Below are 25,328 nucleotides of genomic sequence, written 5' to 3'. Positions count from 1 at the left end.
CCGCGAAAGCGGGAGCGCCCCTCTCGGCTACCGGCCTGTGGCCGTACCGGAGGAGTCCGGTCAGTTGTGGCCGAAGCGCCGCTGATGCTTACGCGCAACATCGGCAGGGCTGCCCTGGGACTGCGCCTGAGACTGGTTCTGCGACTCGAAAGCCGTCGACCGTGCCTCCTGCTCACCGCGCTCCGACTCGGTAGCGCGGTCCTGCTGGCTGCCCTGCTTGCGGTTCTTGTTCTTGGCCATGGTGTTCCTCCTATGGGGACTCTCGGGGCCAGGACCGCTGTCAGATTCACATAACCGGATAAACATCGCATGTTGGATCATTACCGTGCGTAGCGAGGGGGTATGATGCGCCGTTTTCCGGATCCGCCACGCCGATGATCGAGTTCCGGCCGTTAACCCACGCGTGGTCGGGCAGACTCGAAGGAAACCCTGAGTAAGCGGGTCCGGTCATCGGAGGGTGCGACGCCGCGCTCCGAACGCCGGACCCGCTGAACCCGTTCCCGAATTCCTGGAAGAGGGTGGAACGCGTGGACCGTTGCGTCGTCCTGGTGGACGCCGGCTACTTGCTGGGCGCAGCCGCGAGTCTGCTGGCCGGAGAGCCCGCCCGTTCCCGCATCACCGTCGACCACGCGGCCCTGATCCAGGGGCTCCGGGAGCGGGCGGAGGCCGATACGGAACAGCCGCTGCTGCGGATCTACTGGTTCGACGGGGCCCCCGACCGCGTACCGCAGCCCGAGCACCGCAGACTGCGCGTCATGCCACGGGTGACGGTGCGCCTGGGCGCCCTCACCCGCAGTGACGGGCGGTGGGCGCAGAAGGGTGTCGACGCGGCGATGCACGCCGAGCTCACCGAGCTCGCGCGGAACCGGGCCTGCTCCGATGTGGTCCTGGTGACCGGCGACGGCGATCTGCTGCCCGGACTGATGTCGGCCAAGGAACACGGCGTCGCCGTCCACCTCTGGGCGGTCCAGGCCGCCGACGGCGACTACAACCAGTCCGAGGACCTCGTCGCCGAGGCCGACGAGCGGCGCGTGCTGGACCGGGCCTGGATCACTCGCGCCGTACGCGCCAAGGAGACCGGCGGCGCGTGCGCGCCGTCACCCGCCGCACGGAATTCCGAGATCGCCGCGATCCTCTCCGCACCGCTGCCCGAGGCGGCCCTCGCGGCCTCCGCCGAGCGGGGCTCCCAGGCCCAGGCCGAGGCCGCCCGCGACGGCGCGGCCGAACCGTCCGACGATTCCTCCGCCCCCGCCCCGCACAGCCACGCGGGCCGCGGCGTCCCCACCCCGAAGGACCTCGCCGGCACCCTGCGCGGCCCCGGCGCCCAGCCCGCCCAGCCCCCCGTCCAGCCGCCGGCCGCCAACGCCACCCTGCGCTGGTCCTCGGACCGGGGCTGGGTGGAGCGCGGCGGCCCCCTCGGTGAGCCCCCGGAGACCGCGTCCCTCCCGACGCTGGCCCAGGTCACCAGCGCCGAGCAGCGCTGGGCGGACCGCGAGGAGGACATCACCACGGTCGGCGGCGACCCGTTCGAGGTGGGGCAGGTCTTCGCCCGGCGCTGGATGGAACGGCTGCCGGAGACCGTCCACCTCCAGAAGCTGTCCACCATGTACCCCCGCGTCCCGCACCGCATCGACGGCGAGCTGCTGCGGTACGCCGCCCGGTTCGGGCTGCTCGCGCACAAGGACGACCAGATCGACGAGCACGACCGGTACGCGATCCGGGCGGGATTCTGGCGCGAGATCGATGTACGGGCAGCCGCGGAGCACGCGCCGCCGCTGCCCGACAAGCACGCTCCGCCGGTGGGGCGGACGGAGAAACCGGCGCCGGCCGGGGACTGAGGCCGCATCGGGTCGACTTCCGTGGTGCTGCCCGTCCGCATGGCCGGTCCGGCTCATTCGGCAGCGAAGCAGCCGGACAGCGTGACGGCGTACCGTGGCGGCGTGGCAAACGAAGACCTGGGCAGAACGCTGCGCCGCTTGCGTCGTCTGGCCGCCCTGACACAAGAGGACTTGGCCGAGAGTTCCAGCGTGTCTGTCGATGTGATCCGCCAGCTCGAACAGGGACGGAAGCACTCGGCCCGCCTCCCCACACTGCACGCACTGGCGAACGGCCTGGGCGTGGAACTGACCACACTCCTGGGGGATCCACCCGCGGTGTCCTCCACGGGGGAGAGCGACGGACCCCGGTTCGTGGCCGTGCGCCGCGCCATCATGCCCGTCCTCCGCGGGCCCGAGCCGGAGCCGCCGGGGCCCGGCTTCTCGCTGGACCGTCTCCGGGAGCAGATCGCGGACGGCTGGACGCAGTACCACGCCGCCGAGTTCGACACGGTGATGAAGGCGCTGCCGGACATGCTCTCGGATGCGCGCACCGCCACGGCCTCGGAGAGCGAGGACGACCGCAGGGCCGGTTTCGCGGCCCGGGGCAAGGCGCTCCAGCTGGCCGGCCACGTCGCCGTGCGGATGGGTAAGACGGACCTCGCGCTGACGAGCCTGGAGCGCGCCATAGAGGCAGCGGGGCAGTCCTCGGACCCGCTGCTCGTACCGATGATCGTCAACTCCACCGCGTGGACCTACCAACGGCAAGGGCGACTGGAAGACGCGCTGGGCATCGCGCTCCGTGCCGCCGACGAGATGAAGCGGGCGGGTCACGCATCGACAGCTGACGGCCTTAAGGTCTGGGGTGCGCTGACCATGAGCGCCGCCACGTCAGCGGCACGGAGCGGTGACTACGAGCGGGCGGCGGCGATGATGGAGGTGGCGGAGACGGAAGCCGTCCGGGTGTCGAAGCTGTCCGACGGCGGCGACAACCGCATGGTGAGCGTCTTCAGCCCGTCGTCCGTCCGTATCGAGCGGGTCCGCCTGGCCGTCCAGTACGGGCACCCCGAAGACGCCCTCAAGCTGGCCAAGGGCATGCGGCTGAGTAAGGACACCCCGCCGTCCTGGCGTACGTGGCTGCTGCTGGACGTGTCGCGGGCTCACACGGACATCGGGGACGCGGCGGGGGCGGTGAAGACTCTGGAGTCCCTTCGCCGGGTGGCGCCGACGTGGATGCAGCACCACACCCTGGCCGTGGCCATCGTGCGTGACCTGTGGGCGCTGCCCAACCACCCTCCGGGCCTCCGGCCGTTGGCGGAGTTCCTGGGCGTCGCCGAATAGCGTGGTGAAAGTGGGACGCTCCGTCCCTGGAGTGGCGTGACGGGGACGGCGAGCCTTGGCATGACAATCCCCGCACCGCGCGAGCGGCCGGGGGCACGGCCACCGCTTCGAGGAGCGCCGACATGCCGCAACCCGCGACGCGGGCACGCCCGACCGGGCACGCCGGCTACAGCGAGACCCTGCCACGCGAGCCGGAGAGCGCCGCGCGTGCCCGGCGCCTGGTGCGGGTGGGGTTAGCGGTCTGGAGCCTGGACGCCCTGGCCGACGACGGCGCCCTGATCGTCTCCGAGCTGGTGTCCAATGCCGTCCGGCATGCCCGGAGGGAATCCATCCGGGTCAGCGTCGACCGCCCCGGCGTGGCACGCGTGTGCGTTGGCGTCGTGGATTTCTCGAAGGTGCTCCCGGTGTACCGGGAACCGGACGTGGAGCGCGAGGGAGGGCGGGGCCTCGCCCTTGTGGGGGAACTGGCCGAGAGCTGGGGCACTGAGCTGTTGCCGTGGGGCAAGCGGGTGTGGGCGGAGCTGTACGGGGAGGGGCGGGGATGACCGGGCGAAAGCCCTGGGTGGGCGACTTGATTCACGACGGGGACGCCGACCGGCTCGGGATCGTCACGGACGTACAGGGCGGTGCCGTGTGGGTGTTGCGGCCCGAGTGCGGCTACGGCCGGTGGACTTCCGGCCGGCCTGACCGCCTGACCGTGGTGACGCCGCGCGAGGAGATGCGGCACCGGCTGTAGGTACGCGGAAAGCCCCGGGCGTAATGGAGGTGCCCGGACCCCGTACTCTCGTACCTCGTGAGTACGGGCACAGCACAGGCGCAGACGGCGGACGGCACCGTGTGCGCGGTGCGTGACCTGGTCAAGACCTATCCCGCGGCCCGGGGCCGGCGCGGTACACCCGCCAGCCCCGAGATACGCGCCACCGACGGCATCAGCCTGGACGTCCGGCGCGGCGAGATCTTCGGACTGCTCGGCCCCAACGGCGCCGGCAAGTCCACCCTCGTACGGCAGCTCACGGGGCTGATGCGGCCCGACTCCGGCAGCGTCGACATGCTCGGCCACGACCTCGTGCGCCACCCCGAACGGGCCTCCCGGCTCATCGGCTACCTCGGCCAGGAATCGACCGCGCTCGACGAGCTGACGGTGGCGCTCGCCGCCGAGACCACCGGACGCCTGCGTGGCCTGCCGGTACGGGACGCCCGCGCCGAGCGCGACGCGGTACTCGACGAACTCGGCCTCGGCGAGATCGCCGGCCGCCCCCTGAAGAAGCTCTCCGGCGGGCAGCGGCGGCTCGCCTGCGTCGCGGCCGCGCTGGTCGGGGAGCGTCCGGTGCTCGTCCTGGACGAGCCGACGACCGGTATGGACCCCGTTGCCCGGCGCGCCGTCTGGGCCGCCGTCGACCGGCGGCGTGCCGAGCGCGGTGCGACGGTGCTGCTGGTCACCCACAACGTCATCGAGGCCGAGACCGTCCTGGACCGGGTCGCCGTCATCGACCGCGGCAAGGTCATCGCCTGCGACACCCCGGCCGGGCTCAAGGAGCAGGTGGCGGGCGAGGTCAGGGTGGAGCTGGTGTGGCGCGAGCGGGCACCGCTGGACGTGCCCGAGGTCGCGGCGCTGCGGGCGTCAGCGCAGGAGTCCGGACGCCGCTGGGTGCTGCGGCTCGGGCCCGACGAGGCGCGTGCGGCGGTCGCCGCGGTGACCGGTGGTGCGGCCTTCGCCGCGCTCGACGACTTCACCCTGGCGACGCCCAGCCTGGAGGATGTCTACCTGGCGCTCGGCGGGGGCGCGACCAAGGGGCTGGTGAAGTCATGACCGCGACGCGTGCGACGAGCGGCTCGGCCGGAGCGGACCGGTGCGGGCGTGCGGCCGGGCAGGGACCGAACAGGAGCAGCGCCAGGTGACGAGCATCGTTCCCACGGAGGCGATGGCCGGGCAGACCGGGCGGCCGGCACACTCCGAGCCGTCGGGCAGGTCGGGCGGGTCCGGCGGGTCCGGCCGGACCCGCCCGACCTGCCGGGACGGTTTCGCCGACGGCCGGAGCACCGAGGCCGCGGAGCTCGCCCCGAGGGCCCGGCTGTTCCCCTCGCTCGCGGCGGTCTACCGGGCCCAGATCTCCCGGGCCAGGGTCGCCCGCATCCCGCTGCTCTTCGTGGCGACCTTCCAGTCCGTCGGGATCATGGTCCTGATGCGCGGGGTCGTCGACGGCGGCTCCGAGGCGCGGGCCGTCGTGGCCGGGTCCAGCGTCCTGGTCGTCGCCTTCGTCGCGTTGAACCTGCTGGCCCAGTACTTCGGGCAGCTGCGGGCCGGCGGGGGGCTCGACCACTACGCGACCCTGCCGGTGCCGCCCGCCGCCGTGGTGCTCGGGGCGGCCGGGGCGTACGCCTCCTTCACCGTGCCCGGCACGATCGTCACGGCGGTGGCGGGCAGCGTGCTCTTCGGGCTGCCGATGACTCACCTGTGGGTGCTCGTCGCCGTCATCCCGCTCTCCGGCGCGGCCCTGTCCGGACTCGGCGCCGCGCTCGGGCTGCTCGCGCCCCGGCAGGAGCTGGCCACGCTGCTGGGCCAGCTCGGCATGTCCGCGGCGCTGCTGCTGGGCGTGCTTCCGGCGGACCGGCTGCCGGAGCCGATCGGCTGGGCACGCGATCTGCTGCCCTCCACGTACGGGGTCGAGGCGCTCGCCCGCTCCTTCGACGCCCACCCCGACTGGGCGGTCGTCGCCCTCGACCTGGCTGTCTGCGCCGTTGTGGGCGTGCTCTCGCTGGCCGTGGCGACCTGGGCGTACCGCAGGGCAGCGGTCCGGTGAGGCGCGACACAGGGACGCCTGGCACGATGGCACGGTGACAGCACCTTTGACGCCGCCGCACCAGCCCTCGCCCCACGATCCGTGGCAGACGCCGCCGAAAGGGGGCGGCCCCGGCGGCTCCCATCTCGGGACCCTGCTGGAGTCGCCGGAGGAGAAGGATCTCGGTGCGGACCTGCGCCGGGCCGCCCTCGTCTGTGCGGCGGTGACGGTCGCGGGTGTCGGGCTCGGGCTGCTGTGGCTGTGGCTGGCACCCCGGGTGCCGCTGGTCTCCGACAACACGGCCGTCTTCCTGAGCGACAGCGAGGGCGAGGAGGCGATCGGGGCCGACGGCTCGTTCGCGCTGCTCGCGCTGGCCTTCGGCGCGGTCTCCGGTGCGCTGGCCTTCTTGTTCCACCGGCGGGGCGGAGCCGCGTTCGTGGTGGGGCTCGCGGTGGGCGGGGTACTCGGCTCGGTGCTCGCGTGGCAGCTGGGGACCCGGCTGGGGCCGACCGGCGACGTGGTCGCCCACGCACGTGAGGTCGGCAAGGGCGTGATCTTCGACGCGCCGCTGGAACTGCACGCCAAGGGGGCGTTGCTGGCGTGGTCGCTGGCGGCGACGGCCGTGCATCTGGGGTTGACCGCGATGTTCGGGCCGCGGGATCCGGAGCCGGAGTGGGGGGTGTACCACGCGCCGGGGGGTGCGCCGGTGTACGGGCCTGCGCCGTCTCCTGGGGCCGAGCCGTCTTCTGGGCCCGAGCTGTCGTCCGGGCCCGCGTCGTCCTCCGGCCCTGCGCCGTCCTCTGGGGGCGCGCCGGCTTCTGGTCCTGCGCCGTCCGGGCCGTCGTCGCCCGAGCCGCCTGCTCCGTCTTCGGGGTCGTAGCGGGGCGGGTGGTGCGCCTGCGGCGGGCCTTGTCCCCTCCCCGCCCCTTCCCGTAACCGGGGCTCCGCCCCGGACCCCGGTCCTCAAACGCCGGACGGGCTGGGTGCGGGGCGGTCCTCAAGTGCGGGACGGGTGGGGGGTGGGGCGGGTGTGCTCGGACGGGCTGGGTGCGGCCGGGTGGGTTGGGTGCGGGCTCGGTCTCAGGTGTGGGGTGGGTTGGGTGTGGCTGGGCGGGCCGGGTGTGGGCTGGTGGGTTGGGTGTGGCTGGGCGGGCCGGGTGTGGGCTGGTGGGTTGGGTGTCGCCGGGCGGGCCGGGTGTGCTCCGGACAGGCCTAGCCGCGGCCGATCGCCGCGAAGACCGCGTCCGTCAGTGATGCCAGATCCGTGGGGGACAGTTCGACCTCCAGGCCGCGGCGGCCCGCCGAGACGCAGACCGTGTCGTGGGTCCGTGCCGACGCGTCCAGCACCGTGGGCAGGCGCTTGCGCTGGCCCAGGGGGGAGATGCCGCCCCGGACGTAGCCCGTGGTCCGTTCCGCCGCCGCCGGGTCCGCCATGGTCGCCCGCTTGCCGCCGACCGCCGACGCCAGGGCCTTCAGGTCCAGGGAGCCGGCGACCGGGACGACCGCGACGGTCAGCCGGCCGTCCACGTCGGCGACCAGGGTCTTGAACACCCGGTCGGGGGAGACGCCAAGGGCCTCGGCCGCCTCCTCGCCGTAGGAGGCCGACGCCGGGTCGTGCTCGTAGGCGTGCAGGGTGAAGACCGTGCCGGCCGCGGTCAGCGCGACCGTTGCCGGGGTGCCGCCGGACTGGTGCGGCTTCTTCGGCTTCTTCGCCACGGGGGAGTGGCCCTCCGGTCGCTCAGTTGGGGTAGGTCGGGGCGCGGGTCAGGTCCACCGCGGGCAGCGACGGCAGGTGCCGGATGACGGCGGTCTCCGAGCGCAGCAGCGTCAGCTCCTCGCGGAGCCGGGTCGCGGTGTCCGGGGCCTGGAGCAGACGCTGCTTGGCGGGGATGTCCAGCACGGACGCGGCGGCGACCAGGTAGGAGACGACGGACGGGTCGTCGGGCAGGTCAGCGCCGGTGGTGAGGGAACGTTCGCTCGCGCCCGCCAGCCGCTTCTGGTAGCTGCGGAAGGCCCGCAGGACGCCCTCGGCGAGCGCACCGGCGTCCTCGCCCGGATCCTCCTCCAGCTCTTCGAGCTCGGCCGTCAGGCAGGGGCCGCTCGCGTCCACCGAGAGCAGCCGGACCCGGGTGGTGCCGGTCGCGAGGACCTCGAAGCTGCCGTCCGACCGCTCCCGGATCTTCGCCGCGTCGGCGATACAGCCCACCCGGTGGAAGGTCTGGAGGGGATCGGGGCCGAAGCCGTCCGCCGGGCCGCGCTCGACGGGAACGCGCCCCGGGTCCGGCATTCCGGCAGCCGTCGGGGCGGTCTCGCGGCCGTCGCGGATGGCGACCACGGCGAAGCGGCGCGGTTCGTCCTCATCGGTCTTCAGCAGTTCGCGCATCATGGCGCGATAACGCTCCTCGAAGACGTTCAGCGGCAGCACGAGGCCGGGGAACAGCACCGCGTTCAGCGGGAACAGAGGCAGGCGAGCGGTGGTCACAACGGTCAAGCGTAATGGCCGCGGGTCCGTCCCCGGTCGGCCCGGTGTCGCAAGGGGGTCACAGACGCCACCTGGAGCCGGGTGCCGTCGCGTGTGTCGAGGAACCGGCCGAGCGGATCCTCGGACACCGAGGACCAGGGGAACGAGGCGGCGTGGGGTCCGATCCGCCGGAACTGTTCCAGCGCCTCGTTCCAGCGGCCCCGTACGACCAGCACGTACGCGAGCAGATTGCGGACCTCGGCCGGCCACGGGTCACCCGGCTCGAAGGAGACGGAGAGGGAGATCGCCAGATCCGCCGCCCGGTCGATCCGTTCCATCTGCACCGAGGTGGTCCGCGCGTCCGGTCCCTCGGCCAGCAGGGCGAAGGCCGCCCGCAGCGGCAGCGCCTGCACCAGGGAACTGGGCAGCGAGTCCTCGGCGGCCCGCTCGGCGAAGTCGAAGCACTCGCGGTGCGAGCCGTACCAGGCGGCGGAGAGGTACTGGAGGGCGGCGACATGGCAGCCGTAGTGGTGCGTGGAGCGCTGTATGGCCTGCTCCCACAGCGTCTCGAACGTGGTGTGCGTCGCATGGGTGCCGCGGGCGTGGTCGAGCGCGAGGCGCCAGGGCACCGGATCGCGCGGATCGCACTCCGCCGCGGCCGTGATCATCGGCCCCACCTCGCGCAGCTGCTCCGCGCGGGCGGGCGACTCCCAGGCGCGGGACAGGGCGAGCTGGGCCTTGACGAGCAGCGCGTCGGGGTCGTGCGGGGCGGCGGCCAGCCAGTCGCCCAGCCAGCCGTCCCGGCTGCGGGCGAAGGCCACGATCCGCCTCAGATAGCGGTCCCGGCTCTCCCACTCGGCCGCGTCCCGGGTGGTGGCCAGCAGCTTCGCGGCCGGCTCGTACTCCCCGAGCGCGGCGGCGACCAGCGCGGGCGACAGCCTCTCGTCGGGGGCGTCGAGCATCACCGCATGGTCCGCGGGCAACCCGGCGATCAGTTGCGGGGTGTGCCGGATCATGCGCGCGGTACGGAGCAGAGCGCGGAGGAAAGGCATGGTGCAGACCATTGAAAAGCGCTGGTCCGGGCGGCGCCAGAGGGGGGCTGTGAAACTTTGGTGCCGAGTGAATGGGTTGCTCTCAGGAGGGTCAAGAAAAAGTAAAGGAAATCGCGGAATCTGGCCTGTTTCTGTCGTTGTGGGGGTGGCGGTCGCGTGGTGTGCCCCGGAGCGGTGGGCGGGTGTTCGACGGCCGCTCCACCCGTTCGTGGAGCGGGTGGAACGGCCGTCGAACGCCGCTGCGGGGCCGCTCCGCGGTCAGCTGCGGCTCAGCAGCCGGGAGGCGCCGGCCGCGACGGTGGTGGCCAGTATCCAACCCAGCAGGATCAGGGCGGCCGCCACCCACTGCCAGCCGCCCTCCATCAGCCAGTAGCCGTCCTGGCCGAGATTGATCACCGGCACCAGCAGGTCCAGCGCGTACAGCGAGGGGTTCCACTCCGGATGCTCGCTCCCCTTGATCGCCGCCGGCCGGTACTGCGAGAAGGCCACCGCGCCCGCCGCCCACAGCACCGCCATCCACACCGCGGCCCGCCCCGGCCGGTAGCCGTACGCCACCGTCCAGTCCTGGAGGTAGCCCCAGAGCTTCGCGGCGGGCTGCAGGGTCTCGCGGCGCCGACGCTGCTTGGCGAGCAGCACCTCGCGGGCGTCCGCGTCCTCGCCGCTGCCGCGGAGCACGGTGGCGAGGCGCTCGTACGGCTCCGGCACGTACTCGGGGGTCGCCGCGGCCACCCACTCCAGGCGCCGGGAGAGCGGGAAGTGCCCGTACGGGACGAGGTTCTCGTACACGAATCCGCCCATCGCCAGACCGCCTGGACCCGGCCAGCTGGTCGACACGTCGATCAGCGTGACGATCTTCGCCCCGTTCAGCACCACCCGGCCCTGGGCCGGGCGTTCCGGGTTGAACCTCAGCTCGGGAGCCACTATCCGGCGCAGCGACAGCTCCTCGTGGCCGACGAGGACGAAGACGGCCTTGTGCAGATCGACCGCGTCACCGAACCGCCCGTCGTCCAGCCGCACCCCGCCCCGGCACCGGAAGACCTGCGCGCGGGTGCCGTGTGCGGGCGTCGGGGACATCACGGTGCCGTACGGGGGAGTGTTGCCCTGGTTACCGGTGTCCACGCTGACCCACGCCTCGCTCATGTACAGCGTCCGCTCCACGCTCAGCTGCGGGGCGTTCAGCGCGCGGAGTCCCTGCGTGGCCCGGAGCCGGCTGCCGCGCAGGCTCAGCGAACCGCCGACCTTCGCGCCGCGCAGGCTCAGCTCGCCGAGCAGCTCGATCATCTCGGCCTGGAGGTCCTGGGCGACCGTGAGCCCGTCGCCGATGAACGCCCGGCCCTGCCGGTCGGGGCCGATGTCGATCTGGTTGATCAGCAGATCCGTGCCGATCTGCGCGTCCGTGAGGCGGATGCCCCGCTCGACCCGGCAGCGCGGCAGATGCAGATCGCCCTCGGTGCGCAGCCGGGCCGCCTCCAGCCGCGGGATCGCGCACCCGACCATCCGCAAGGTCGTGAAGTGGCACTCGGGCAGCACCACCTCCTGCTCGAAGCGGCAGCCGGTCAGTTCCACGTACGGATCCACCCGCCCGCCCGCGAGATCCAGCTTCCCGGTGACGCGCAGGCCCCGCAGCTTCAGCGCGGCCACCCGGCCGGGCCTGGCCTTCGGGCCGCTCAGCAGCAGCCGGGCGACGACCCGGGCGTCCACACTGCGCTCCGGGCCCCAGGCGAGCGGGGCGAAGGGATCGTTGAGGGCTGCGTCACGGGAGCGCAGATCGTAGGTGGTCCCGTTCCTGAAGGACTGCCACATGCCCAGCTCGGCCGCGCTGAGACCGTCCGGGAAATCACCGTCGTGCGGTTCGGTCACCGATGCCCCTTCCGCTCGGAGCCTTGGACCGACCGGCACAAAAGGGGGTCGGTCGGTAATCCCGTTATTCCCTCTGAGTGACCGTATGAACGCTAATAGTCAGCCGTGACAGCGAGGGCATGTATCAGCCAGTGATACGGGCGTCCGGGCGTCTGGGGCGGTCTGAGAGAATTGCGGTGTGATCTCTCGAATCGATCTGCGCGGCGATGCCCTCCCCGAGGGCGGCGCCCTGCGCGACCTGCTGCCCCGTGCCGAGTTCGACGTGGAAGCCGCCCTGGAGACGGTGCGGCCCATCTGCGACGACGTACGCCATCGTGGCTCGGCGGCAGTGATCGACTGGGGGGAGAAATTCGACGGGGTGCGGATCGGCTCGATCCGGGTCCCGGCCGGTGCGATCACCGAGGCGCTGGAGCGGCTTGATCCCGCCGTGCGCGCCGCCCTGGAGGAGTCGATCCGCCGCGCCCGGCTCGTCCACCGCGAGCAGCGCCGCACCACGCACACCACCCAGGTCGTGCCCGGCGGCACCGTCACCGAGAAGTGGGTGCCGGTCGAGCGCGTCGGGCTGTACGTGCCGGGCGGGCGCTCCGTCTACCCGTCGTCCGTCGTGATGAACGTCGTCCCGGCCCAGGAGGCGGGCGTCGAGGGCATCGCGGTCTCCTCCCCGCCGCAGAAGGAGTTCGGCGGACTGCCGCACCCGACGATCCTGGCGGCCTGCGCCCTGCTGGGCGTCGACGAGGTGTACGCGGCCGGCGGCGCCCAGGCCGTCGCGATGTTCGCCTACGGCACCGAGGACTGCCTGCCGGTGAACCTCGTCACCGGCCCCGGCAACATCTACGTCGCCGCCGCCAAGCGTCTCCTCAAGGGCCGCATCGGCATCGACGCCGAGGCCGGGCCCACCGAGATCGCGATCCTCGCCGACTCCACCGCCGACCCGGTGCACGTCGCCGCCGACCTGATCAGCCAGGCCGAGCACGACCCGATGGCCGCCGCGGTGCTGGTGACCGACTCCGAGGAGCTCGCCGCCGCCACCGAGGCCGAGCTGAGGCCGCAGGTCGCCGCGACCAAGCACGTCACCGACCGGATCGAGCCCGCGCTGGCCGGCCGGCAGTCCGCGATCGTCCTCGTCAACGACCTGGAGGACGGCCTCACGGTCGTCGACGCGTACGCCGCCGAGCACCTGGAGATCCAGACCGCGGACGCCGCCGCCGTCGCCGACCGGGTCCGTAACGCCGGGGCTGTCTTCGTCGGCCCCTGGTCCCCGGTCTCGCTCGGTGACTACTGCGCCGGCTCCAACCACGTGCTGCCCACCGGCGGCTGCGCCTGCCACTCCTCGGGCCTGTCCGTGCAGTCCTTCCTGCGCGGCATCCACATCGTCGACTACACCCGCGACGCGCTCGCCGAGGTCACCCACCACGTCGTGACCCTCGCCGAGGCGGAGGACCTCCCCGCCCACGGCGCCGCACTGAAGGCCAGGTTCGGCTGGAAGGTTCCGCAGCAGTGACGAACGACAGTTCCACGCCGACCCGCATAGACGACCTCCCGATCCGGGACGAACTGCGCGGCCAGTCCCCGTACGGGGCGCCCCAGCTCGACGTACCGGTCCGGCTGAACACCAACGAGAACCCCTACCCGCTCCCCGAGGCACTGGTCGACCGGATCGCCGAACGGGTCCGCGAGGCCGCCCGCGACCTCAACCGCTACCCCGACCGGAACGCCGTCGAGCTCCGCACCGAGCTGGCCCGCTACCTCACCCGCACCGCCGGGCACCGGGTGGACCACGCCAACGTCTGGGCGGCCAACGGCTCCAACGAGGTGCTCCAGCAGCTGCTGCAGACCTTCGGCGGCCCCGGCCGCACCGCGATCGGCTTCGAGCCCTCGTACTCGATGCACGCCCTCATCGCCCGCGGCACCGGAACGGGCTGGATCTCCGGCCCGCGCAACGAGGACTTCACCATCGACGTGGACGCGGCCCGCGCGGTCATCGCCGAGCGCCGCCCCGATGTCGTCTTCATCACCTCGCCCAACAACCCCACCGGCACCGCCGTCGACGCGGAGACCGTCCTCGCGCTGTACGACGCCGCGCAGGCGTCCAAGCCGTCGATGGTCGTGGTCGACGAGGCGTACGGCGAGTTCAGCCACCACGCCTCGCTGCTCCCGCTGATCGAGGGCCGCCCCCACCTGGTGCTCTCGCGCACCATGTCGAAGGCGTTCGGCGCCGCCGGACTGCGGCTCGGCTACCTCGCCGCGGACCCCGCCGTCGTGGACGCGGTCCAGCTGGTGCGGCTCCCGTACCACCTGTCCTCCGTCACCCAGGCCACCGCGCTCGCCGCCCTGGAGCACACCGATACGCTCCTCGGGTACGTCGCCCAGCTCAAGAGCGAGCGCGACCGGATCGTCACCGAGCTGCGCGCTCTCGGCTTCGACGTCACCGACTCGGACGCCAACTTCGTCCAGTTCGGACGCTTCGCCGACAGCCACACGGCCTGGCAGCACATTCTCGACCGGGGCGTCCTGGTCCGGGACAACGGCGTACCGGGATGGCTGCGGGTCTCCGCAGGGACCCCGGCAGAGAACGACGCGTTCCTCGATGCGGTACGCGAACTGAAGAAGGAGCACGACGCATGACTCGCGAGGCCCGCGTAGGAAGAGTGGAGCGGACCACCAAGGAAACCTCCGTGCTCGTCGAGATCAACCTCGACGGCACCGGCAAGGTCGATGTCGCGACCGGGGTCGGCTTCTACGACCACATGCTCGACCAGCTCGGCCGCCACGGACTCTTCGACCTCACGGTCAAGACCGACGGCGACCTGCACATCGACTCGCACCACACCATCGAGGACACCGCCCTCGCGCTCGGCGCCGCCTTCAGGCAGGCCCTCGGCGACAAGGTCGGCATCTACCGCTTCGGCAACTGCACCGTCCCGCTCGACGAGTCGCTCGCCCAGGTCACCGTCGACCTCTCCGGCCGCCCGTACCTGGTGCACACCGAGCCCGAGAACATGGCGCCGATGATCGGCGAGTACGACACGACGATGACCCGGCACATCCTGGAGTCGTTCGTCGCCCAGGCGCAGATCGCCCTGCACGTCCACGTCCCGTACGGGCGCAACGCCCACCACATCGTGGAGTGCCAGTTCAAGGCGCTCGCACGCGCCCTGCGCTACGCGAGCGAGCACGACCAGCGCGCGGCCGGCATCCTGCCCTCCACGAAGGGCGCGCTGTGACCGGCCTCAACACCATCCTGATCCTGGTCGGCCTCTTCCTGGCCGGCGGGGTCTACTCCTTCTCGAAGCAGGGCATGCCCAAGGGCGTCATCGTGCTGCTCGGCATCGGCTCCGTGATGTGCCTGGTCGCAGGCGTCATGCGGATCCAGGGACTCTGGGACTAGGGGCGGGTGTGAACACGAAGAAGAAGGTCGTCGTCTTCGACTACGGCTTCGGCAACATCCGCTCCGCCGAGCGCGCCCTCGCCCGGGTCGGCGCCGATGTCGAGATCACCCGCGACTTCGACACGGCGATGAACGCCGACGGACTGCTGGTGCCCGGCGTCGGCGCGTTCTCCGCCTGCATGGAGGGCCTCAAGAAGGCCCGCGGCGAATGGATCATCGGCCGCAGGCTCTCCGGCGGGCGCCCCGTCATGGGCATCTGCGTCGGCATGCAGATCCTCTTCGAGCGCGGCATCGAGCACGGCGTGGAGACCGAGGGGCTCGACGAGTGGCCGGGCACCGTCGGCCCGCTCAAGGCCGACGTCGTCCCGCACATGGGGTGGAACACCGTCGAGGCCCCCGAGGACTCCCGGCTGTTCGCCGGACTCGACGCCGAGGCCCGGTACTACTTCGTGCACTCGTACGCGGCGCACGACTGGTCACTCGAAGTCACCAACGCGAAGATCCGCGCCCCCAGGGTCACCTGGGCCACGCACGGCGAACGGTTCGTGGCGGCCGTGGAGAACGGCGCGCTGTGGGCCACCCAGTTCCACCCCGAGAAGTCCGGCGACGCCGGCGCCCAGCTGCTGACCAACTGGATCGAGACGCTGTAATGCCGAAGCTTGAACTGCTCCCCGCCGTAGACGTCCGCGACGGCCAGGCGGTCCGCCTGGTGCACGGCGAGTCCGGCTCCGAGACCTCCTACGGCTCCCCGCTGGAGGCCGCACTCGCCTGGCAGCGCTCCGGCGCCGAGTGGCTGCACCTCGTCGACCTGGACGCCGCCTTCGGCACCGGCGACAACCGCGCGCTCATCGCCGAGGTGGCCGGCGCCATGGACATCAAGGTCGAGCTCTCCGGCGGCATCCGCGACGACGCCTCGCTCGCCGCCGCCCTCGCCACCGGCTGCCGCCGGGTCAACCTCGGCACCGCCGCCCTGGAGACCCCCGAGTGGGTCGCCAAGGTCATCGCCGAGCACGGCGACCAGATCGCGGTCGGCCTCGACGTGCGCGGCACCACCCTGCGCGGCCGGGGCTGGACCCGCGACGGCGGCGACCTCTACGAGACGCTCGCCCGCCTCGACTCCGAGGGCTGCGCCCGTTACGTCGTCACCGACATCGCCAAGGACGGCACGCTCCAGGGCCCCAACCTGGAACTCCTCAGAGACGTCTGCGCCGCCACCGACAAGCCCGTCGTCGCCTCCGGCGGCGTCTCCTCGCTCGACGACCTGCGGGCCATCTCCTCGCTCGTCCCGGCGGGCGTCGAGGGCGCCATCGTGGGCAAGGCGCTGTACGCGAAGGCGTTCACCCTGGAAGAGGCGCTGGAGGCGGTCTCCGTATGACCGACTCCGTCAGGCGCTTCTCCTCCGGCGCCCCCTGGGAGGAGAAGCTCGGCTACTCCCGCGCGGTCGAGCTGCCCAACGGCCTGGTGCTGGTGGCCGGGTGCACCTCGGTGGCCGGCGGGGAGATCTCCGCCGGCGGCCCCTACGAGCAGGCCATCACCTCCTTCGAGGTCGCCTTCGCGGCGCTCAAGCAGGTGGGCCTGGGCCGCGAGGACGTCGTCCGCACCCGGATGTACCTCACGCACGCCCGGGACGTCGACGACGTCGGCCGTGCCCACAAGGAGCTGTTCGACGACGTGCGCCCCGCCGCCTCCATGATCATCGTGTCCGGCTTCGTCGACCCGAGCCTGGTCGTCGAGATCGAGATCGAGGCCTACCGGGCAGGTGCCCGATGACGCTCGCGGTACGTGTCATCCCCTGCCTCGACGTGGACAACGGCCGCGTCGTCAAGGGCGTCAACTTCCAGAACCTGCGCGACGCCGGTGACCCCGTGGAGATGGCGAAGCTGTACGACGCCGAGGGCGCCGACGAGCTGACCTTCCTCGACATCACCGCGTCCAGCGGCGACCGCGAGACGACGTACGACGTGGTGCGCCGCACCGCCGAGCAGGTCTTCATCCCGCTCACCGTCGGCGGCGGCGTCCGCACCACCGACGACGTCGACAAGCTGCTGCGGGCCGGCGCGGACAAGGTCGGCGTCAACACCGCGGCCATCGCCCGCCCGGAGCTGATCCGGGAGATCGCCGAGCGCTTCGGCCGCCAGGTCCTGGTGCTCTCCGTGGACGCCCGGCGCACCCCCGCGGGGACCTTCGAGGTCACCACGCACGGCGGCCGCAGGGGCACCGGCATCGACGCCGTCGAATGGGCGCACCGGGCCGCCGGGCTCGGCGCGGGCGAGATCCTGCTCAACTCGATGGACGCAGACGGCACGAAGGACGGCTACGACACCGAGATGATCGCGGCGGTCCGCGAGCACGTGACCGTCCCCGTCATCGCCTCCGGCGGCGCGGGGCGGCTCGCGGACTTCGCGCCGGCCGTCGGCGCGGGAGCCGACGCGGTCCTCGCCGCGTCCGTCTTCCACTTCGGCGATCTGCGGATCTCCGAGGTCAAGGGCGCTCTCCGGGAGGCCGGCCACCCGGTCCGCTGAGCGCGGACAGGCGCCACCGGCCGATGCGTGCGACCGGGGCGCACCGCGAATGGGGCGACCGCCGGAGAAACCCGGCGGTCTCCACGCGGTGCGCCGGTCCGCGCGGCCGGGTCCGGTCCGGCGGAGCCCCCGCGGCGCCGGGAGGTTGCAGGACCGTGATGAGAAGGACGCCGCAGACCCCTAGGTACCGACTGGGCGGTATGCCATTCTGCGGGCGTCAGGATCATTCGGTGTGCTCATGCCCAACGCCGGGCTGGGCGATCCGGAGCCGGCCGAATCCCGGTGGAGGCCGCCATGCCGCAGGTCGTACGTTCACGGGTCAGGGCGCTGCACGGGCCGCCGCCCGTCGCGCCGGTGCCGCGCCGCTTCCGTTCGCTGGCCGACCGCGAAGCCGTCGCCGTACTGCACCGGGCCGCCCGGGTGCTGATCGAGGCGCTGCCCGAGCTGACGGACCGGCTCGTCGAGGCGCTGCGGGAGCAGGAACCCGCCTACCGCTCGGCGATCGAGGCGGACGCGGCGGAGATCTGGCAGGAGGTGCACCACTCGCTGCGGCACAACGTCGGATCGCTCATCCAGCCACGGGAGTTCCGGGACGCGGCCCACCGCACCTCCCGGCGGATCGGGGAGGTCCGGGCCGAACAGGGCCTGCCGCTCGACGCGGTCCTGCACGCCTTCCGGATGGGCGGCGCGATGGTCTGGCAGGGCCTCGTGGACGAGACCGCGCGCCGGCACCCCGACGACGTCCGGCTGCTGGTCCACGTCGCGGCGGACGTCTGGAACTTCGTGGACGAGCACTGCGGCGTCGTCGCCGACGCCTACCGGCAGACGGAACGCCGGCTGGCCTGGCGCCGGGAGAACCGCCAGCGCCTGATGACGGCGGCACTGCTGGACGGCACCGCCCGGATCGCCGAACTGCCGGACGCCGCGGCGATGCTGGGGCTGCCGGAGCACGGCAGCTACGCGGTGCTCGCGGTCGCCACCGCCCGCCGCGCCCCGCACGGCACCGCGCACCCGCCGATGGCGCTGCCCACGGGCACCGAGGCGCTCTGGCACCTGGGCCCGGACGCGGAGTTCGCCATCCTGCCGCTGACCCCGGGCGCGGCGGCCGAGCCCCGCGCGCCGCTCACCGACGTCTCCGTACCGGTCGAGACCGGTGCGCGGCCCGGCGCACCGGGCGGCGCACCGCCCGGCCCGGTCGACGCTGACGCCGAACTCGCCGCCCTGGCGGCGGGGTTGTCCGTTCCGCCCGGTGCCCGGGTCGGCATCAGCTCCGTCGTACGCGGGCTGGCGGCCCTCGGGGACGCCCGGCGGCTCGCCGAGACCGCCCTGCGGGCGTGCCCGGCCGGCGGCGGGGTCGTCCTGCTCGACGAACAGCTGCCCGCCGCCCTGGTCGTCTCGTCCCCCGGACTCGGCGCGGCGCTCGCCGCCCGGGTGCTGGGACCGCTGGACCGGCTGGACCCCGCCGACCGTGACGTACTCATCGAGACGCTTACCGCGTGGCTCGACTCCGACGGCTCCGCCCAGCGGGCGGGGGCCCGGCTCTACTGCCACCGCAACACCGTCCTGAACCGGCTGCGCCGCTTCGAGCAGCTGACCGGCCGCTGTCTGACCCGCCCGTCCGACGCGGTCGAGGTCTCGCTCGCCCTGACCGCGCGCCGGCTGCTGGCCGGCTGAGGGGCCCGTTCGCCGTCCGTGCCCGGCCCCCTCGCGTGAATCGCGCAGCTTTTATTGCGCAATAGATATTGCGCAAGATTTCTTTCCTATCTACCGTGGAGGCATGGCAAGCAACGAATCACGCCGGGTGTCCGACCTCGACACGCTCAAGGCGTTCGGACACCCCCTGCGGATGAGGCTCTACCGGGCCCTCTACATCGCCCGGCAGGCCACCGCCTCCCAGCTCGCGGAGCAGGTGGACGAGCAGGTCTCACTGGTCAGCTACCACCTGCGCAAGCTCGCCGACCACGGCCTGATCGAGGCGGCCGAAGGGCCGGGCAAGGACGGCCGTGAGCGCTGGTGGCAGCCCTCCTCGAAGGGGCTGAACTTCCACGACGAGGACTTCAACGACGCCCCCGAGAAGGTCGCCACCCGCGCCGCCGTCGGCCGGATCTCGTTCGACCAGCACATCGAGATGTACCGGCGCTTCCTCGACGCGTACCAGAGCTGGCCGTCGGAGTGGCGCGCCGCCTCCAACAGCGCCGAGTACCTGGCCAGGCTGACCGCCGAGGAGCTTTCCGAGCTCAGCCGCGAGGTGCACGAGATCGTCGACCGGTACGAGGAACAGGGCCGTACCCGTGAGGAGGCGGGCGACACGGAAGGCCGGGAGAACGTCGCGATGCACCTGTACGGATTCCCGTTCCGGACCTGACCCGGCCACCCGAGAGGACACGTCCCCGTGACCGTCACGCTCACCCCCGGACAGGCTCCCGAACGCCCCGCCCACCGCGACGGCAACGTCCTGCGCTGGCTCGGTGCCTACACCGCGTCGACGATCGGCGACAGCGTCTACTACCTGGCCCTCGCCTGGGCCGCCGCCCGCACCGGAAGCGCCTCCCAGACCGGCCTCGTGCTGGCGGTCGGCTCCATACCCAGGGCCCTGCTGCTGCTCGGCGGGGGAGTGCTCGCCGACCGGTTCGGGCCGCGCCGTGTCGTCGTCGTGAGCGACACCGTCCGCTGCCTCGTCATCCTGGGACTGGCCGGGGCGCTGCTCATCACCTCGCCCACGGTGTGGATGCTGATCGCCGTCGCCCTGGTCTTCGGCGCGGCCGACGCCCTCTTCCTGCCCGCCGTCGGCGCGCTGCCGCCCCGGATCACCGCGGCCGGACAGCTCGCCCGCGTCCAGGGCATGCGCGGCCTCGCCACCCGCACCGCCACCGTCGTCGGCGCCCCGCTCGGCGGCGTCGCCGTCGCCCTCGGCGGCCCGGTCCTCGCCTTCGCCGCGGCCGGTGTGCTCTTCGCCGTCTCGCTGCCGCTGCTGCTGGCCGTACGGATGAGCCCGCTGCCCGCGCCGGAGCAGCCGGCCGAACCCACCGGAACGGCATGGCGCGAACTCGTCGACGGGCTGCGCCACATCCGCCGCCACCCGCTGCTGGGCCCCTTGATGCTCGTCGTCGCCGTCAGCGAACTGGGCTTCGTGGGACCGCTCAACCTCGGCCTGATCCTGCTCAGCCAGGAACGCGGCTGGGGCGCCTCAGGAATGGGCTGGATCATCGCCGCCTTCGGCATCGGCGCGGGCGCCTCCGCCCTGCTGCTCGCCGTCCGGGGACGGCTGCCCAGGGCCGGGCTCGTCATGTGCGTCACCGTACTGACCGGCGCGTCCGCCATCGCCGCCCTGGCGTACGCGCCCTCCGTGCCGCTGGCCGCCGGTGTCGCGGCCCTCATCGGGCTCTTCGTGGGACTCGGCGGCGCCCTGTGCGGCGCCCTCGTCCAGACCGCCGCCGACCCGGTCTACCTGGGCCGGGTCACCTCGGTCTCGACGCTCTTCACCCACGCCCTCGCGCCGCTCAGCTACCCGGTCACAGGCGCGGCCGTCGCCCTCTGGGGCACCGGCCCGGTCTTCGTCGCGAGCGCCTCGCTGTGCGCGTCGGGGGCGGTGGCGGGCCTGCTGGTCGCGCCGCTGCGCCGCGCGGAACTCCCGCGCTGAGCACCGGCGCGGCGGCCCGCCGCCGGACCCGGACCTACATACCGAGCTTCGCCGTCGTCACCCGGGAGATCGCCTCCTGGTCGCCCTCCAGCTCCACCCGCGCCGCGTCCTGCCGCCCGAACGCGAACAGCAGCAGCTCGCCCGGCTCACCGGTCACCGTCACCACCGGGGTGCCCTTGTGCGCGACCGCGGTCTGCCCGTCGGGGCGGCGCAGCACCAGCCCCACCGGGGCCTTCCGCCCCAGCATCCGGGCCGCCTTCTCCGTACGCGACCACAGGACATCGGCGAAGACCGGGTCCAGCTCCCGCGCCGACCAGTCGGGCTGGGCCCGGCGCACGTCCTCCGTATGGACGAAGAACTCGACGGTGTTGGCGGCCTCGTCCACCTGCTTCACCCCGAACGGGGACATCCGCGGCGGTCCCGTACGGATGAGCTGGACCAGCTCCTCGTACGGCTTCGAGGTGAACTCGTTCGTGATCCGCTCGCTCCGGCTCTTCAGGGGGCCGATCAGCAGCCCGGCCGCCGCGTCGGGCCTGCGCTCCCGCACCACCACGTGGGCCGCCAGGTCCCGGGCCGTCCAGCCGTGGCAGAGGGTCGGGGCCTCCGGGCCCGCCGCCTCCAACAGATCGGCGAGCAGAAGTCGTTCGCGCTTCGCATGGGTCGACATGTGCGCCAGCGTACGACCGCTGTCCAGCGTCCGCCCAGTGGACGCACGCCCGGACGGCCCTCGCCGCCACGGCACAATGGGCACATGACCAGCACGCCCACGCCCGGCACCCCACCGCCCGCCAGCGGCCTCGACCCCGCCATCGCCGCCCGCCTCAAGCGCGGCGCCGACGGACTGGTCCCGGCCATCGCCCAGCAGTACGACACCGGCGAGGTACTGATGCTCGGCTGGATGGACGACGAGGCCCTGCACCGCACCCTGACCACCGGCCGCTGCACCTACTGGTCGCGCAGCCGCCAGGAGTACTGGGTCAAGGGCGACACCTCCGGCCACATCCAGCAGGTCAAGTCCGTCGCACTGGACTGCGACGCCGACACCGTCCTCGTCCGGGTCGACCAGACGGGTGCCGCCTGCCACACGGGCGAGCGCACCTGCTTCGACGCCGACGTCCTCCCGCTCGGACAGTAGGGTCTGGCGCCATGGATCTCGACACGTTCCGCAAGCTGGCCCTCGACCGGCGCGTCATCCCCGTCACCCGCCGGCTCCTCGCGGACGGCGACACCCCGGTCGGGCTCTACCGCAAACTCGCGGGCGAGCGCACCGGCACCTTCCTCCTCGAATCCGCGGAGAACGGCCGCACCTGGTCGCGCTACTCCTTCATCGGGGTACGCAGCGCCGCCACGCTCACCGCGAAGGACGGCCAGGCCCACTGGACCGGCACCCCGCCGGTCGGCGTCCCCGTCGACGGTGACCCGCTCCAGGCCCTGCGCGCCACCATCGAGACCCTGCACACCCCGCACGAACCGGACTCCGGACTGCCGCCGTTCACCGGCGGCATGGTCGGCTACCTCGGCTACGACATCGTGCGGCGGCTGGAGAGGATCGGCGAGAACGGGGGCGACGACCTGAAGCTCCCCGAGCTGACCATGCTGCTCACCTCCGACCTCGCCGTCCTCGACCACTGGGCCGGCAGCGTCCTGCTCATCGCCAACGCCATCAACCACAACGACCTGGCCACCGGCGTCGACGAGGCGTACACCGACGCCGTGGCCCGGCTCGACGCCATGGAGCGGGACCTGCGCCGCCCCGTCGAGAACACCCCCGCCGTCCTGCCGCCCTCCGAGCTCCCGCCGTACACCGCGCTGTGGGGCGGCAAGGCCTACCAGGACGCCGTCGAGGACGTGAAGGAGCGCATCAGGGCCGGCGAGGCCTTCCAGGTCGTCCCCTCCCAGCGCTTCGAAACCCCGTGCACCGCGAGCGCGCTGGACGTCTACCGGGTGCTGCGCGCCACCAACCCCTCGCCGTACATGTACCTCTTCCGGTTCGAGGGCTTCGACGTCGCCGGCTCCAGCCCCGAGGCACTCGTCAAGGTCGAGGACGGCCGCGCGATGGTCCACCCGATCGCCGGGACCCGGCACCGCGGCGCCACCCCGCAGGAGGACCAGGCCCTCGCCGAGGAACTCCTCGCCGACCCGAAGGAACGCGCCGAGCACCTGATGCTCGTCGACCTCGGCCGCAACGACCTGGGGCGGGTCTGCGAACCCGGCAGCGTCGAGGTCGTCGACTTCATGTCCGTCGAGCGGTACTCCCACGTGATGCACATCGTGTCCACCGTCACCGGCCGCGTCGCCGAGGGCCGCACCGCCTTCGACGTCCTCACCGCCTGCTTCCCGGCGGGCACCCTCTCCGGCGCCCCGAAGCCGCGCGCCATGCAGATCATCGAGGAACTCGAACCCACCCGCCGCGGCCTGTACGGCGGCTGCGTCGGCTACCTCGACTTCGCCGGGGACTCCGACACCGCCATCGCCATCCGCACCGCCCTGCTGCGCGACGGAACGGCATACGTCCAGGCCGGGGCGGGCGTCGTCGCCGACTCCGACCCGGTCGCCGAGGACACCGAGTGCCGCAACAAGGCCGCGGCGGTGCTGCGCGCCGTGCACACGGCCAACCGCCTCGGCGGCGCATGAGAGCCTGCCGGCGCAGCCGGGGCGCGCGGCAAGGGGCTCCATCTCACACCCCCCGTGTGCCGGTCACCCCGGGGCCGTAGGGGATAGTGGGGTACGTGAGTGCTGTCCCCGTACCCCAGCCCCGTGCCGAAGCCGTCCCCGCGCCCGACAGCGCGGGAAGCCGCCGAAGCCTGGCCGCCGGCCTGCTCCTCGGGGCAGCCGGTGCCACCGTCGTCCTGCTCGCCTCCGGGCAGACCTGGGCCGAGGGCCGGGCCTCGGTCGGCGGCGGAGCCCTGCCGCTGAGCGCCGACGGACAGGACGTCACCGGTCTCCCGGCCGCCCTCGCCATCGTCGGCCTGGCCGCCCTCGTCGCCGTCTTCGCCGTCCGCCGCAGCGGCCGGCTGCTCGTCGCGGGACTGCTGGCCCTCAGCGGGCTCGGCGCCGCGCTGAGCGCCTTCCTCGGCGCCTCCGACAGCGCCGCGCTCGACGAGCAGGCCGCCAGGACCACCGGCGACAGCTCCGCCACCATCGGCGCCCTCAGCCACACCGCCTGGCCCTACGTGACCGCGGCCGGCGGTCTGCTGATCCTGCTCGCCGGGCTGCTCGCCCTGCGCTACGGCAAGCGCTGGCCCACGATGTCCGGGCGGTACGAGCGCGACGGCACCCCCCGCCCCCGCAAGGCCCCCCGCAAGGCCCTGGATCCCGACCGGCCCGAGGACCTGTGGAAGGCTCTGGACCGCGGCGAGGACCCGACGCGCGAGGCATGACCCCCCAGCTCACGTCCTTTCCGCACGTACGGGACAATGGCCCGGAGCTCACAGCACAGCGGCACCCACAGCGGCACCGGCTCTGCGCACAGTGACACCGAGCGACACCAACAGCGCAACATCAACGAGGAGCAAACTCATGGCGGGCAGCAGCCACGGACACACCCCGGCCGCCTGGACCGGTGTCATCATCTCCTTCATCGGCTTCTGCATCGCAGGCGTCTTCATGGTCGCGGCCAACCCGCTCGGCTTCTGGGCCGGTATCGCCGTCACCGTCATCGGCGGGATCGTCGGCGTCGCGATGAAGGCCGCCGGTCTCGGCATGCCGAAGGAGTCGGCGGAGCTGGCCCAGGCCAGGGACCGCGCCGGACATGCGCAGACCTCCTGACCCCTCCGCAGCACGTACGCACGCGAGGCGCAGCCCGGACCGGGCTGCGCCTTTCCGCGCCAGAGGCGACAATCACCGGGTGGACGCCTCGCCCTCACCATCCGCCGCCCCGCCGACGCCGGGCCATCCGCCCGCGCCCGGCGCCTGTGCGGCTCCCGGCCCCCAGCCCGCTCCCGACGACGGCCAACTGCCCGCGCCCGGTCCGCCCGCCGGGCACCCGGGGCCGTTCCCGCCGGTCTTCCCGCCGGCCCCCGTCCCCGCCTCACGGCTGCGGCGGATCGCCGCCCCGGCCGGCGTCATGGCGGGCATCGTCGGGGCCTTCGCCTTCGTCGGCTCCGTCGACCCCAACGAGCCCGGCCACTACCCGGTCTGCCCGCTGCTCCGCTTCACCGGCATCTACTGCCCCGGCTGCGGCGGGCTGCGCAGCGCCCACGCCGTCGCCCACGGAGACATCGCGGTGGCGTTCGGCTCCAACGCCCTCGCCGTCATCGGCTACGGGATCTTCGCCGTGCTCTGGGTCCTGTGGATGGTCCGCGCGGCCGCCGGGAAGCCCGTGCGGATCGTGCTGAAGCCCGTCCACTGGTGGGGCATCGGAGCCGTTCTCATGATCTTCACCATCGTCCGGAACCTGCCGTTCGGATCGGCGCTGGCGCCGTGAATGCCCAGGTAGTGGGACATCTGTCGGGCGGATGCGGGCCCACC

General features: G+C 72.9%; 29 protein-coding genes. 23 read left to right on the top strand and 6 right to left on the bottom strand.

Annotated elements, in window-relative coordinates; all coding sequences use genetic code 11:
• Positions 1–60 precede the first annotated feature (60 nt).
• The gene (locus ACZ6S6_RS01485) at positions 61–240 is read right to left on the bottom strand and encodes a hypothetical protein (RefSeq protein ID WP_362953638.1); all 180 of its coding nucleotides are present in this window, start codon (positions 238–240) and stop codon (positions 61–63) included.
• Positions 241–518: 278 nt separating this feature from the next.
• On the opposite strand from ACZ6S6_RS01485, the gene ACZ6S6_RS01480 reads away from it, so the two are divergent.
• From ACZ6S6_RS01480 to ACZ6S6_RS01450, 7 genes are all read left to right on the top strand, one after another.
• A complete protein-coding gene (locus ACZ6S6_RS01480) occupies positions 519–1,838 on the top strand; it encodes an NYN domain-containing protein (protein WP_469702993.1) in 1,320 nt (439 codons plus the stop codon).
• A 102-nt stretch (positions 1,839–1,940) separates the two neighbouring features.
• Entirely contained in the window at positions 1,941–3,155 is a 1,215-nt protein-coding gene (locus tag ACZ6S6_RS01475) for a helix-turn-helix domain-containing protein (RefSeq protein ID WP_469702991.1), read from the top strand.
• Between the two features lie 122 nt (positions 3,156–3,277).
• The gene (locus ACZ6S6_RS01470) at positions 3,278–3,700 is read left to right on the top strand and encodes an ATP-binding protein (RefSeq protein ID WP_469702988.1); all 423 of its coding nucleotides are present in this window, start codon (positions 3,278–3,280) and stop codon (positions 3,698–3,700) included.
• On the top strand, positions 3,697–3,891 hold the full coding sequence (locus ACZ6S6_RS01465) for a hypothetical protein (RefSeq protein ID WP_469702986.1): 195 nt from the start codon (positions 3,697–3,699) through the stop codon (positions 3,889–3,891). The genes ACZ6S6_RS01470 and ACZ6S6_RS01465 overlap by 4 nt, the downstream gene beginning before the upstream one ends.
• Positions 3,892–3,990: 99 nt before the next feature.
• Positions 3,991–4,965 (top strand): ABC transporter ATP-binding protein, encoded by a 975-nt coding sequence (locus ACZ6S6_RS01460; protein ID WP_469703817.1) that lies wholly within the window; start codon positions 3,991–3,993, stop codon positions 4,963–4,965.
• Between the two features lie 85 nt (positions 4,966–5,050).
• Complete coding sequence (locus ACZ6S6_RS01455) at positions 5,051–5,956, top strand: ABC transporter permease (RefSeq protein ID WP_469702982.1); 906 nt, start codon at positions 5,051–5,053, stop codon at positions 5,954–5,956.
• Positions 5,957–5,990: 34 nt separating this feature from the next.
• A complete protein-coding gene (locus ACZ6S6_RS01450) occupies positions 5,991–6,815 on the top strand; it encodes an ABC transporter permease (RefSeq protein WP_469702980.1) in 825 nt (274 codons plus the stop codon).
• A 332-nt stretch (positions 6,816–7,147) separates the two neighbouring features.
• Here ACZ6S6_RS01450 and ybaK read toward each other — a convergent pair whose 3' ends face one another.
• The 4 genes from ybaK to ACZ6S6_RS01430 all read right to left on the bottom strand — a co-directional run bounded on the left by ybaK (position 7,148) and on the right by ACZ6S6_RS01430 (position 11,308).
• Entirely contained in the window at positions 7,148–7,651 is a 504-nt protein-coding gene (ybaK, locus tag ACZ6S6_RS01445) for a Cys-tRNA(Pro) deacylase (protein ID WP_469702978.1), read from the bottom strand.
• A 22-nt stretch (positions 7,652–7,673) separates the two neighbouring features.
• Positions 7,674–8,417 carry an LON peptidase substrate-binding domain-containing protein gene (locus ACZ6S6_RS01440; RefSeq protein WP_362953650.1) on the bottom strand — a complete coding sequence of 248 codons (744 nt, stop codon included), beginning with the start codon at positions 8,415–8,417 and terminating at the stop codon, positions 7,674–7,676.
• 5 nt (positions 8,418–8,422) lie between these two features.
• Positions 8,423–9,460: a hypothetical protein gene (locus tag ACZ6S6_RS01435; protein WP_362953652.1), complete on the bottom strand. Its 1,038-nt coding sequence runs from the start codon at positions 9,458–9,460 to the stop codon at positions 8,423–8,425.
• A 246-nt stretch (positions 9,461–9,706) separates the two neighbouring features.
• Positions 9,707–11,308: an oxidoreductase gene (locus tag ACZ6S6_RS01430; RefSeq protein WP_469702972.1), complete on the bottom strand. Its 1,602-nt coding sequence runs from the start codon at positions 11,306–11,308 to the stop codon at positions 9,707–9,709.
• Between the two features lie 178 nt (positions 11,309–11,486).
• Here ACZ6S6_RS01430 and hisD point away from each other — a divergent pair, with 178 nt between their 5' ends.
• The 11 genes from hisD to ACZ6S6_RS01375 all read left to right on the top strand — a co-directional run bounded on the left by hisD (position 11,487) and on the right by ACZ6S6_RS01375 (position 20,858).
• The gene (hisD, locus tag ACZ6S6_RS01425) at positions 11,487–12,809 is read left to right on the top strand and encodes a histidinol dehydrogenase (RefSeq protein ID WP_469702969.1); all 1,323 of its coding nucleotides are present in this window, start codon (positions 11,487–11,489) and stop codon (positions 12,807–12,809) included.
• Positions 12,806–13,933, top strand: a complete 1,128-nt coding sequence (locus ACZ6S6_RS01420) for a histidinol-phosphate transaminase (RefSeq protein WP_469702965.1) — start codon at positions 12,806–12,808, stop codon at positions 13,931–13,933. Before hisD ends, ACZ6S6_RS01420 begins: the two co-directional genes overlap by 4 nt.
• Complete coding sequence (hisB, locus tag ACZ6S6_RS01415; protein WP_362953660.1) at positions 13,930–14,532, top strand: imidazoleglycerol-phosphate dehydratase HisB; 603 nt, start codon at positions 13,930–13,932, stop codon at positions 14,530–14,532. The genes ACZ6S6_RS01420 and hisB overlap by 4 nt, the downstream gene beginning before the upstream one ends.
• Complete coding sequence (locus tag ACZ6S6_RS01410) at positions 14,529–14,696, top strand: hypothetical protein (RefSeq protein WP_164494307.1); 168 nt, start codon at positions 14,529–14,531, stop codon at positions 14,694–14,696. The genes hisB and ACZ6S6_RS01410 overlap by 4 nt, the downstream gene beginning before the upstream one ends.
• 8 nt (positions 14,697–14,704) lie before the next feature.
• Entirely contained in the window at positions 14,705–15,346 is a 642-nt protein-coding gene (hisH, locus tag ACZ6S6_RS01405) for an imidazole glycerol phosphate synthase subunit HisH (protein WP_362953662.1), read from the top strand.
• On the top strand, positions 15,346–16,071 hold the full coding sequence (gene priA, locus ACZ6S6_RS01400; protein WP_362953664.1) for a bifunctional 1-(5-phosphoribosyl)-5-((5-phosphoribosylamino)methylideneamino)imidazole-4-carboxamide isomerase/phosphoribosylanthranilate isomerase PriA: 726 nt from the start codon (positions 15,346–15,348) through the stop codon (positions 16,069–16,071). The genes hisH and priA overlap by 1 nt, the downstream gene beginning before the upstream one ends.
• Positions 16,068–16,466 (top strand): RidA family protein, encoded by a 399-nt coding sequence (locus ACZ6S6_RS01395; protein ID WP_469702957.1) that lies wholly within the window; start codon positions 16,068–16,070, stop codon positions 16,464–16,466. The genes priA and ACZ6S6_RS01395 overlap by 4 nt, the downstream gene beginning before the upstream one ends.
• Entirely contained in the window at positions 16,463–17,218 is a 756-nt protein-coding gene (gene hisF / locus ACZ6S6_RS01390) for an imidazole glycerol phosphate synthase subunit HisF (protein ID WP_362953667.1), read from the top strand. The genes ACZ6S6_RS01395 and hisF overlap by 4 nt, the downstream gene beginning before the upstream one ends.
• A 294-nt stretch (positions 17,219–17,512) precedes the next feature.
• A complete protein-coding gene (locus tag ACZ6S6_RS01385; RefSeq protein WP_469702954.1) occupies positions 17,513–18,892 on the top strand; it encodes an RsbRD N-terminal domain-containing protein in 1,380 nt (459 codons plus the stop codon).
• Between the two features lie 103 nt (positions 18,893–18,995).
• Positions 18,996–19,583 carry an ArsR/SmtB family transcription factor gene (locus ACZ6S6_RS01380; protein ID WP_362953670.1) on the top strand — a complete coding sequence of 196 codons (588 nt, stop codon included), beginning with the start codon at positions 18,996–18,998 and terminating at the stop codon, positions 19,581–19,583.
• Positions 19,584–19,610: 27 nt separating this feature from the next.
• A complete protein-coding gene (locus ACZ6S6_RS01375; protein ID WP_362953672.1) occupies positions 19,611–20,858 on the top strand; it encodes an MFS transporter in 1,248 nt (415 codons plus the stop codon).
• 34 nt (positions 20,859–20,892) lie between these two features.
• Here ACZ6S6_RS01375 and ACZ6S6_RS01370 read toward each other — a convergent pair whose 3' ends face one another.
• Positions 20,893–21,525 carry a TIGR03085 family metal-binding protein gene (locus ACZ6S6_RS01370; RefSeq protein ID WP_362953674.1) on the bottom strand — a complete coding sequence of 211 codons (633 nt, stop codon included), beginning with the start codon at positions 21,523–21,525 and terminating at the stop codon, positions 20,893–20,895.
• An 84-nt stretch (positions 21,526–21,609) separates the two neighbouring features.
• Between ACZ6S6_RS01370 and hisI the strand changes: the two genes are divergently transcribed.
• From hisI to ACZ6S6_RS01345, 5 genes are all read left to right on the top strand, one after another.
• A complete protein-coding gene (hisI, locus tag ACZ6S6_RS01365) occupies positions 21,610–21,993 on the top strand; it encodes a phosphoribosyl-AMP cyclohydrolase (RefSeq protein ID WP_363078575.1) in 384 nt (127 codons plus the stop codon).
• Between the two features lie 11 nt (positions 21,994–22,004).
• Positions 22,005–23,492 carry an anthranilate synthase component I gene (locus tag ACZ6S6_RS01360; protein WP_469702948.1) on the top strand — a complete coding sequence of 496 codons (1,488 nt, stop codon included), beginning with the start codon at positions 22,005–22,007 and terminating at the stop codon, positions 23,490–23,492.
• 86 nt (positions 23,493–23,578) lie between these two features.
• Positions 23,579–24,238, top strand: a complete 660-nt coding sequence (locus ACZ6S6_RS01355; protein ID WP_469702946.1) for a TIGR02234 family membrane protein — start codon at positions 23,579–23,581, stop codon at positions 24,236–24,238.
• Positions 24,239–24,377: 139 nt separating this feature from the next.
• The gene (locus tag ACZ6S6_RS01350) at positions 24,378–24,626 is read left to right on the top strand and encodes an HGxxPAAW family protein (protein WP_362953681.1); all 249 of its coding nucleotides are present in this window, start codon (positions 24,378–24,380) and stop codon (positions 24,624–24,626) included.
• Between the two features lie 79 nt (positions 24,627–24,705).
• Complete coding sequence (locus ACZ6S6_RS01345) at positions 24,706–25,284, top strand: DUF2752 domain-containing protein (RefSeq protein WP_469702942.1); 579 nt, start codon at positions 24,706–24,708, stop codon at positions 25,282–25,284.
• Positions 25,285–25,328: the final 44 nt, after the last annotated feature.

The organism is Streptomyces sp. NPDC048671 (genome assembly GCF_055587045.1).
Note: the sequence above shows the minus strand (reverse complement) of the source record. Positions and strands in the feature narration are given on the sequence as shown.

Coding starts and splice junctions, on each gene's coding strand:
- ACZ6S6_RS01385 (WP_469702954.1), top strand. CDS start 17,513: ATGCCGCAGGTCGTACGTTCACGGGTCAGGGCGCTGCACGGGCCGCCG.
- ACZ6S6_RS01435 (WP_362953652.1), bottom strand. CDS start 9,460: ATGGTCTGCACCATGCCTTTCCTCCGCGCTCTGCTCCGTACCGCGCGC.
- priA (WP_362953664.1), top strand. CDS start 15,346: ATGCCGAAGCTTGAACTGCTCCCCGCCGTAGACGTCCGCGACGGCCAG.
- ACZ6S6_RS01470 (WP_469702988.1), top strand. CDS start 3,278: ATGCCGCAACCCGCGACGCGGGCACGCCCGACCGGGCACGCCGGCTAC.
- hisI (WP_363078575.1), top strand. CDS start 21,610: ATGACCAGCACGCCCACGCCCGGCACCCCACCGCCCGCCAGCGGCCTC.
- ACZ6S6_RS01380 (WP_362953670.1), top strand. CDS start 18,996: ATGGCAAGCAACGAATCACGCCGGGTGTCCGACCTCGACACGCTCAAG.
- ACZ6S6_RS01395 (WP_469702957.1), top strand. CDS start 16,068: ATGACCGACTCCGTCAGGCGCTTCTCCTCCGGCGCCCCCTGGGAGGAG.
- hisB (WP_362953660.1), top strand. CDS start 13,930: ATGACTCGCGAGGCCCGCGTAGGAAGAGTGGAGCGGACCACCAAGGAA.
- ACZ6S6_RS01465 (WP_469702986.1), top strand. CDS start 3,697: ATGACCGGGCGAAAGCCCTGGGTGGGCGACTTGATTCACGACGGGGAC.
- ACZ6S6_RS01350 (WP_362953681.1), top strand. CDS start 24,378: ATGGCGGGCAGCAGCCACGGACACACCCCGGCCGCCTGGACCGGTGTC.
- ACZ6S6_RS01485 (WP_362953638.1), bottom strand. CDS start 240: ATGGCCAAGAACAAGAACCGCAAGCAGGGCAGCCAGCAGGACCGCGCT.
- hisF (WP_362953667.1), top strand. CDS start 16,463: ATGACGCTCGCGGTACGTGTCATCCCCTGCCTCGACGTGGACAACGGC.
- ACZ6S6_RS01370 (WP_362953674.1), bottom strand. CDS start 21,525: ATGTCGACCCATGCGAAGCGCGAACGACTTCTGCTCGCCGATCTGTTG.
- ACZ6S6_RS01360 (WP_469702948.1), top strand. CDS start 22,005: ATGGATCTCGACACGTTCCGCAAGCTGGCCCTCGACCGGCGCGTCATC.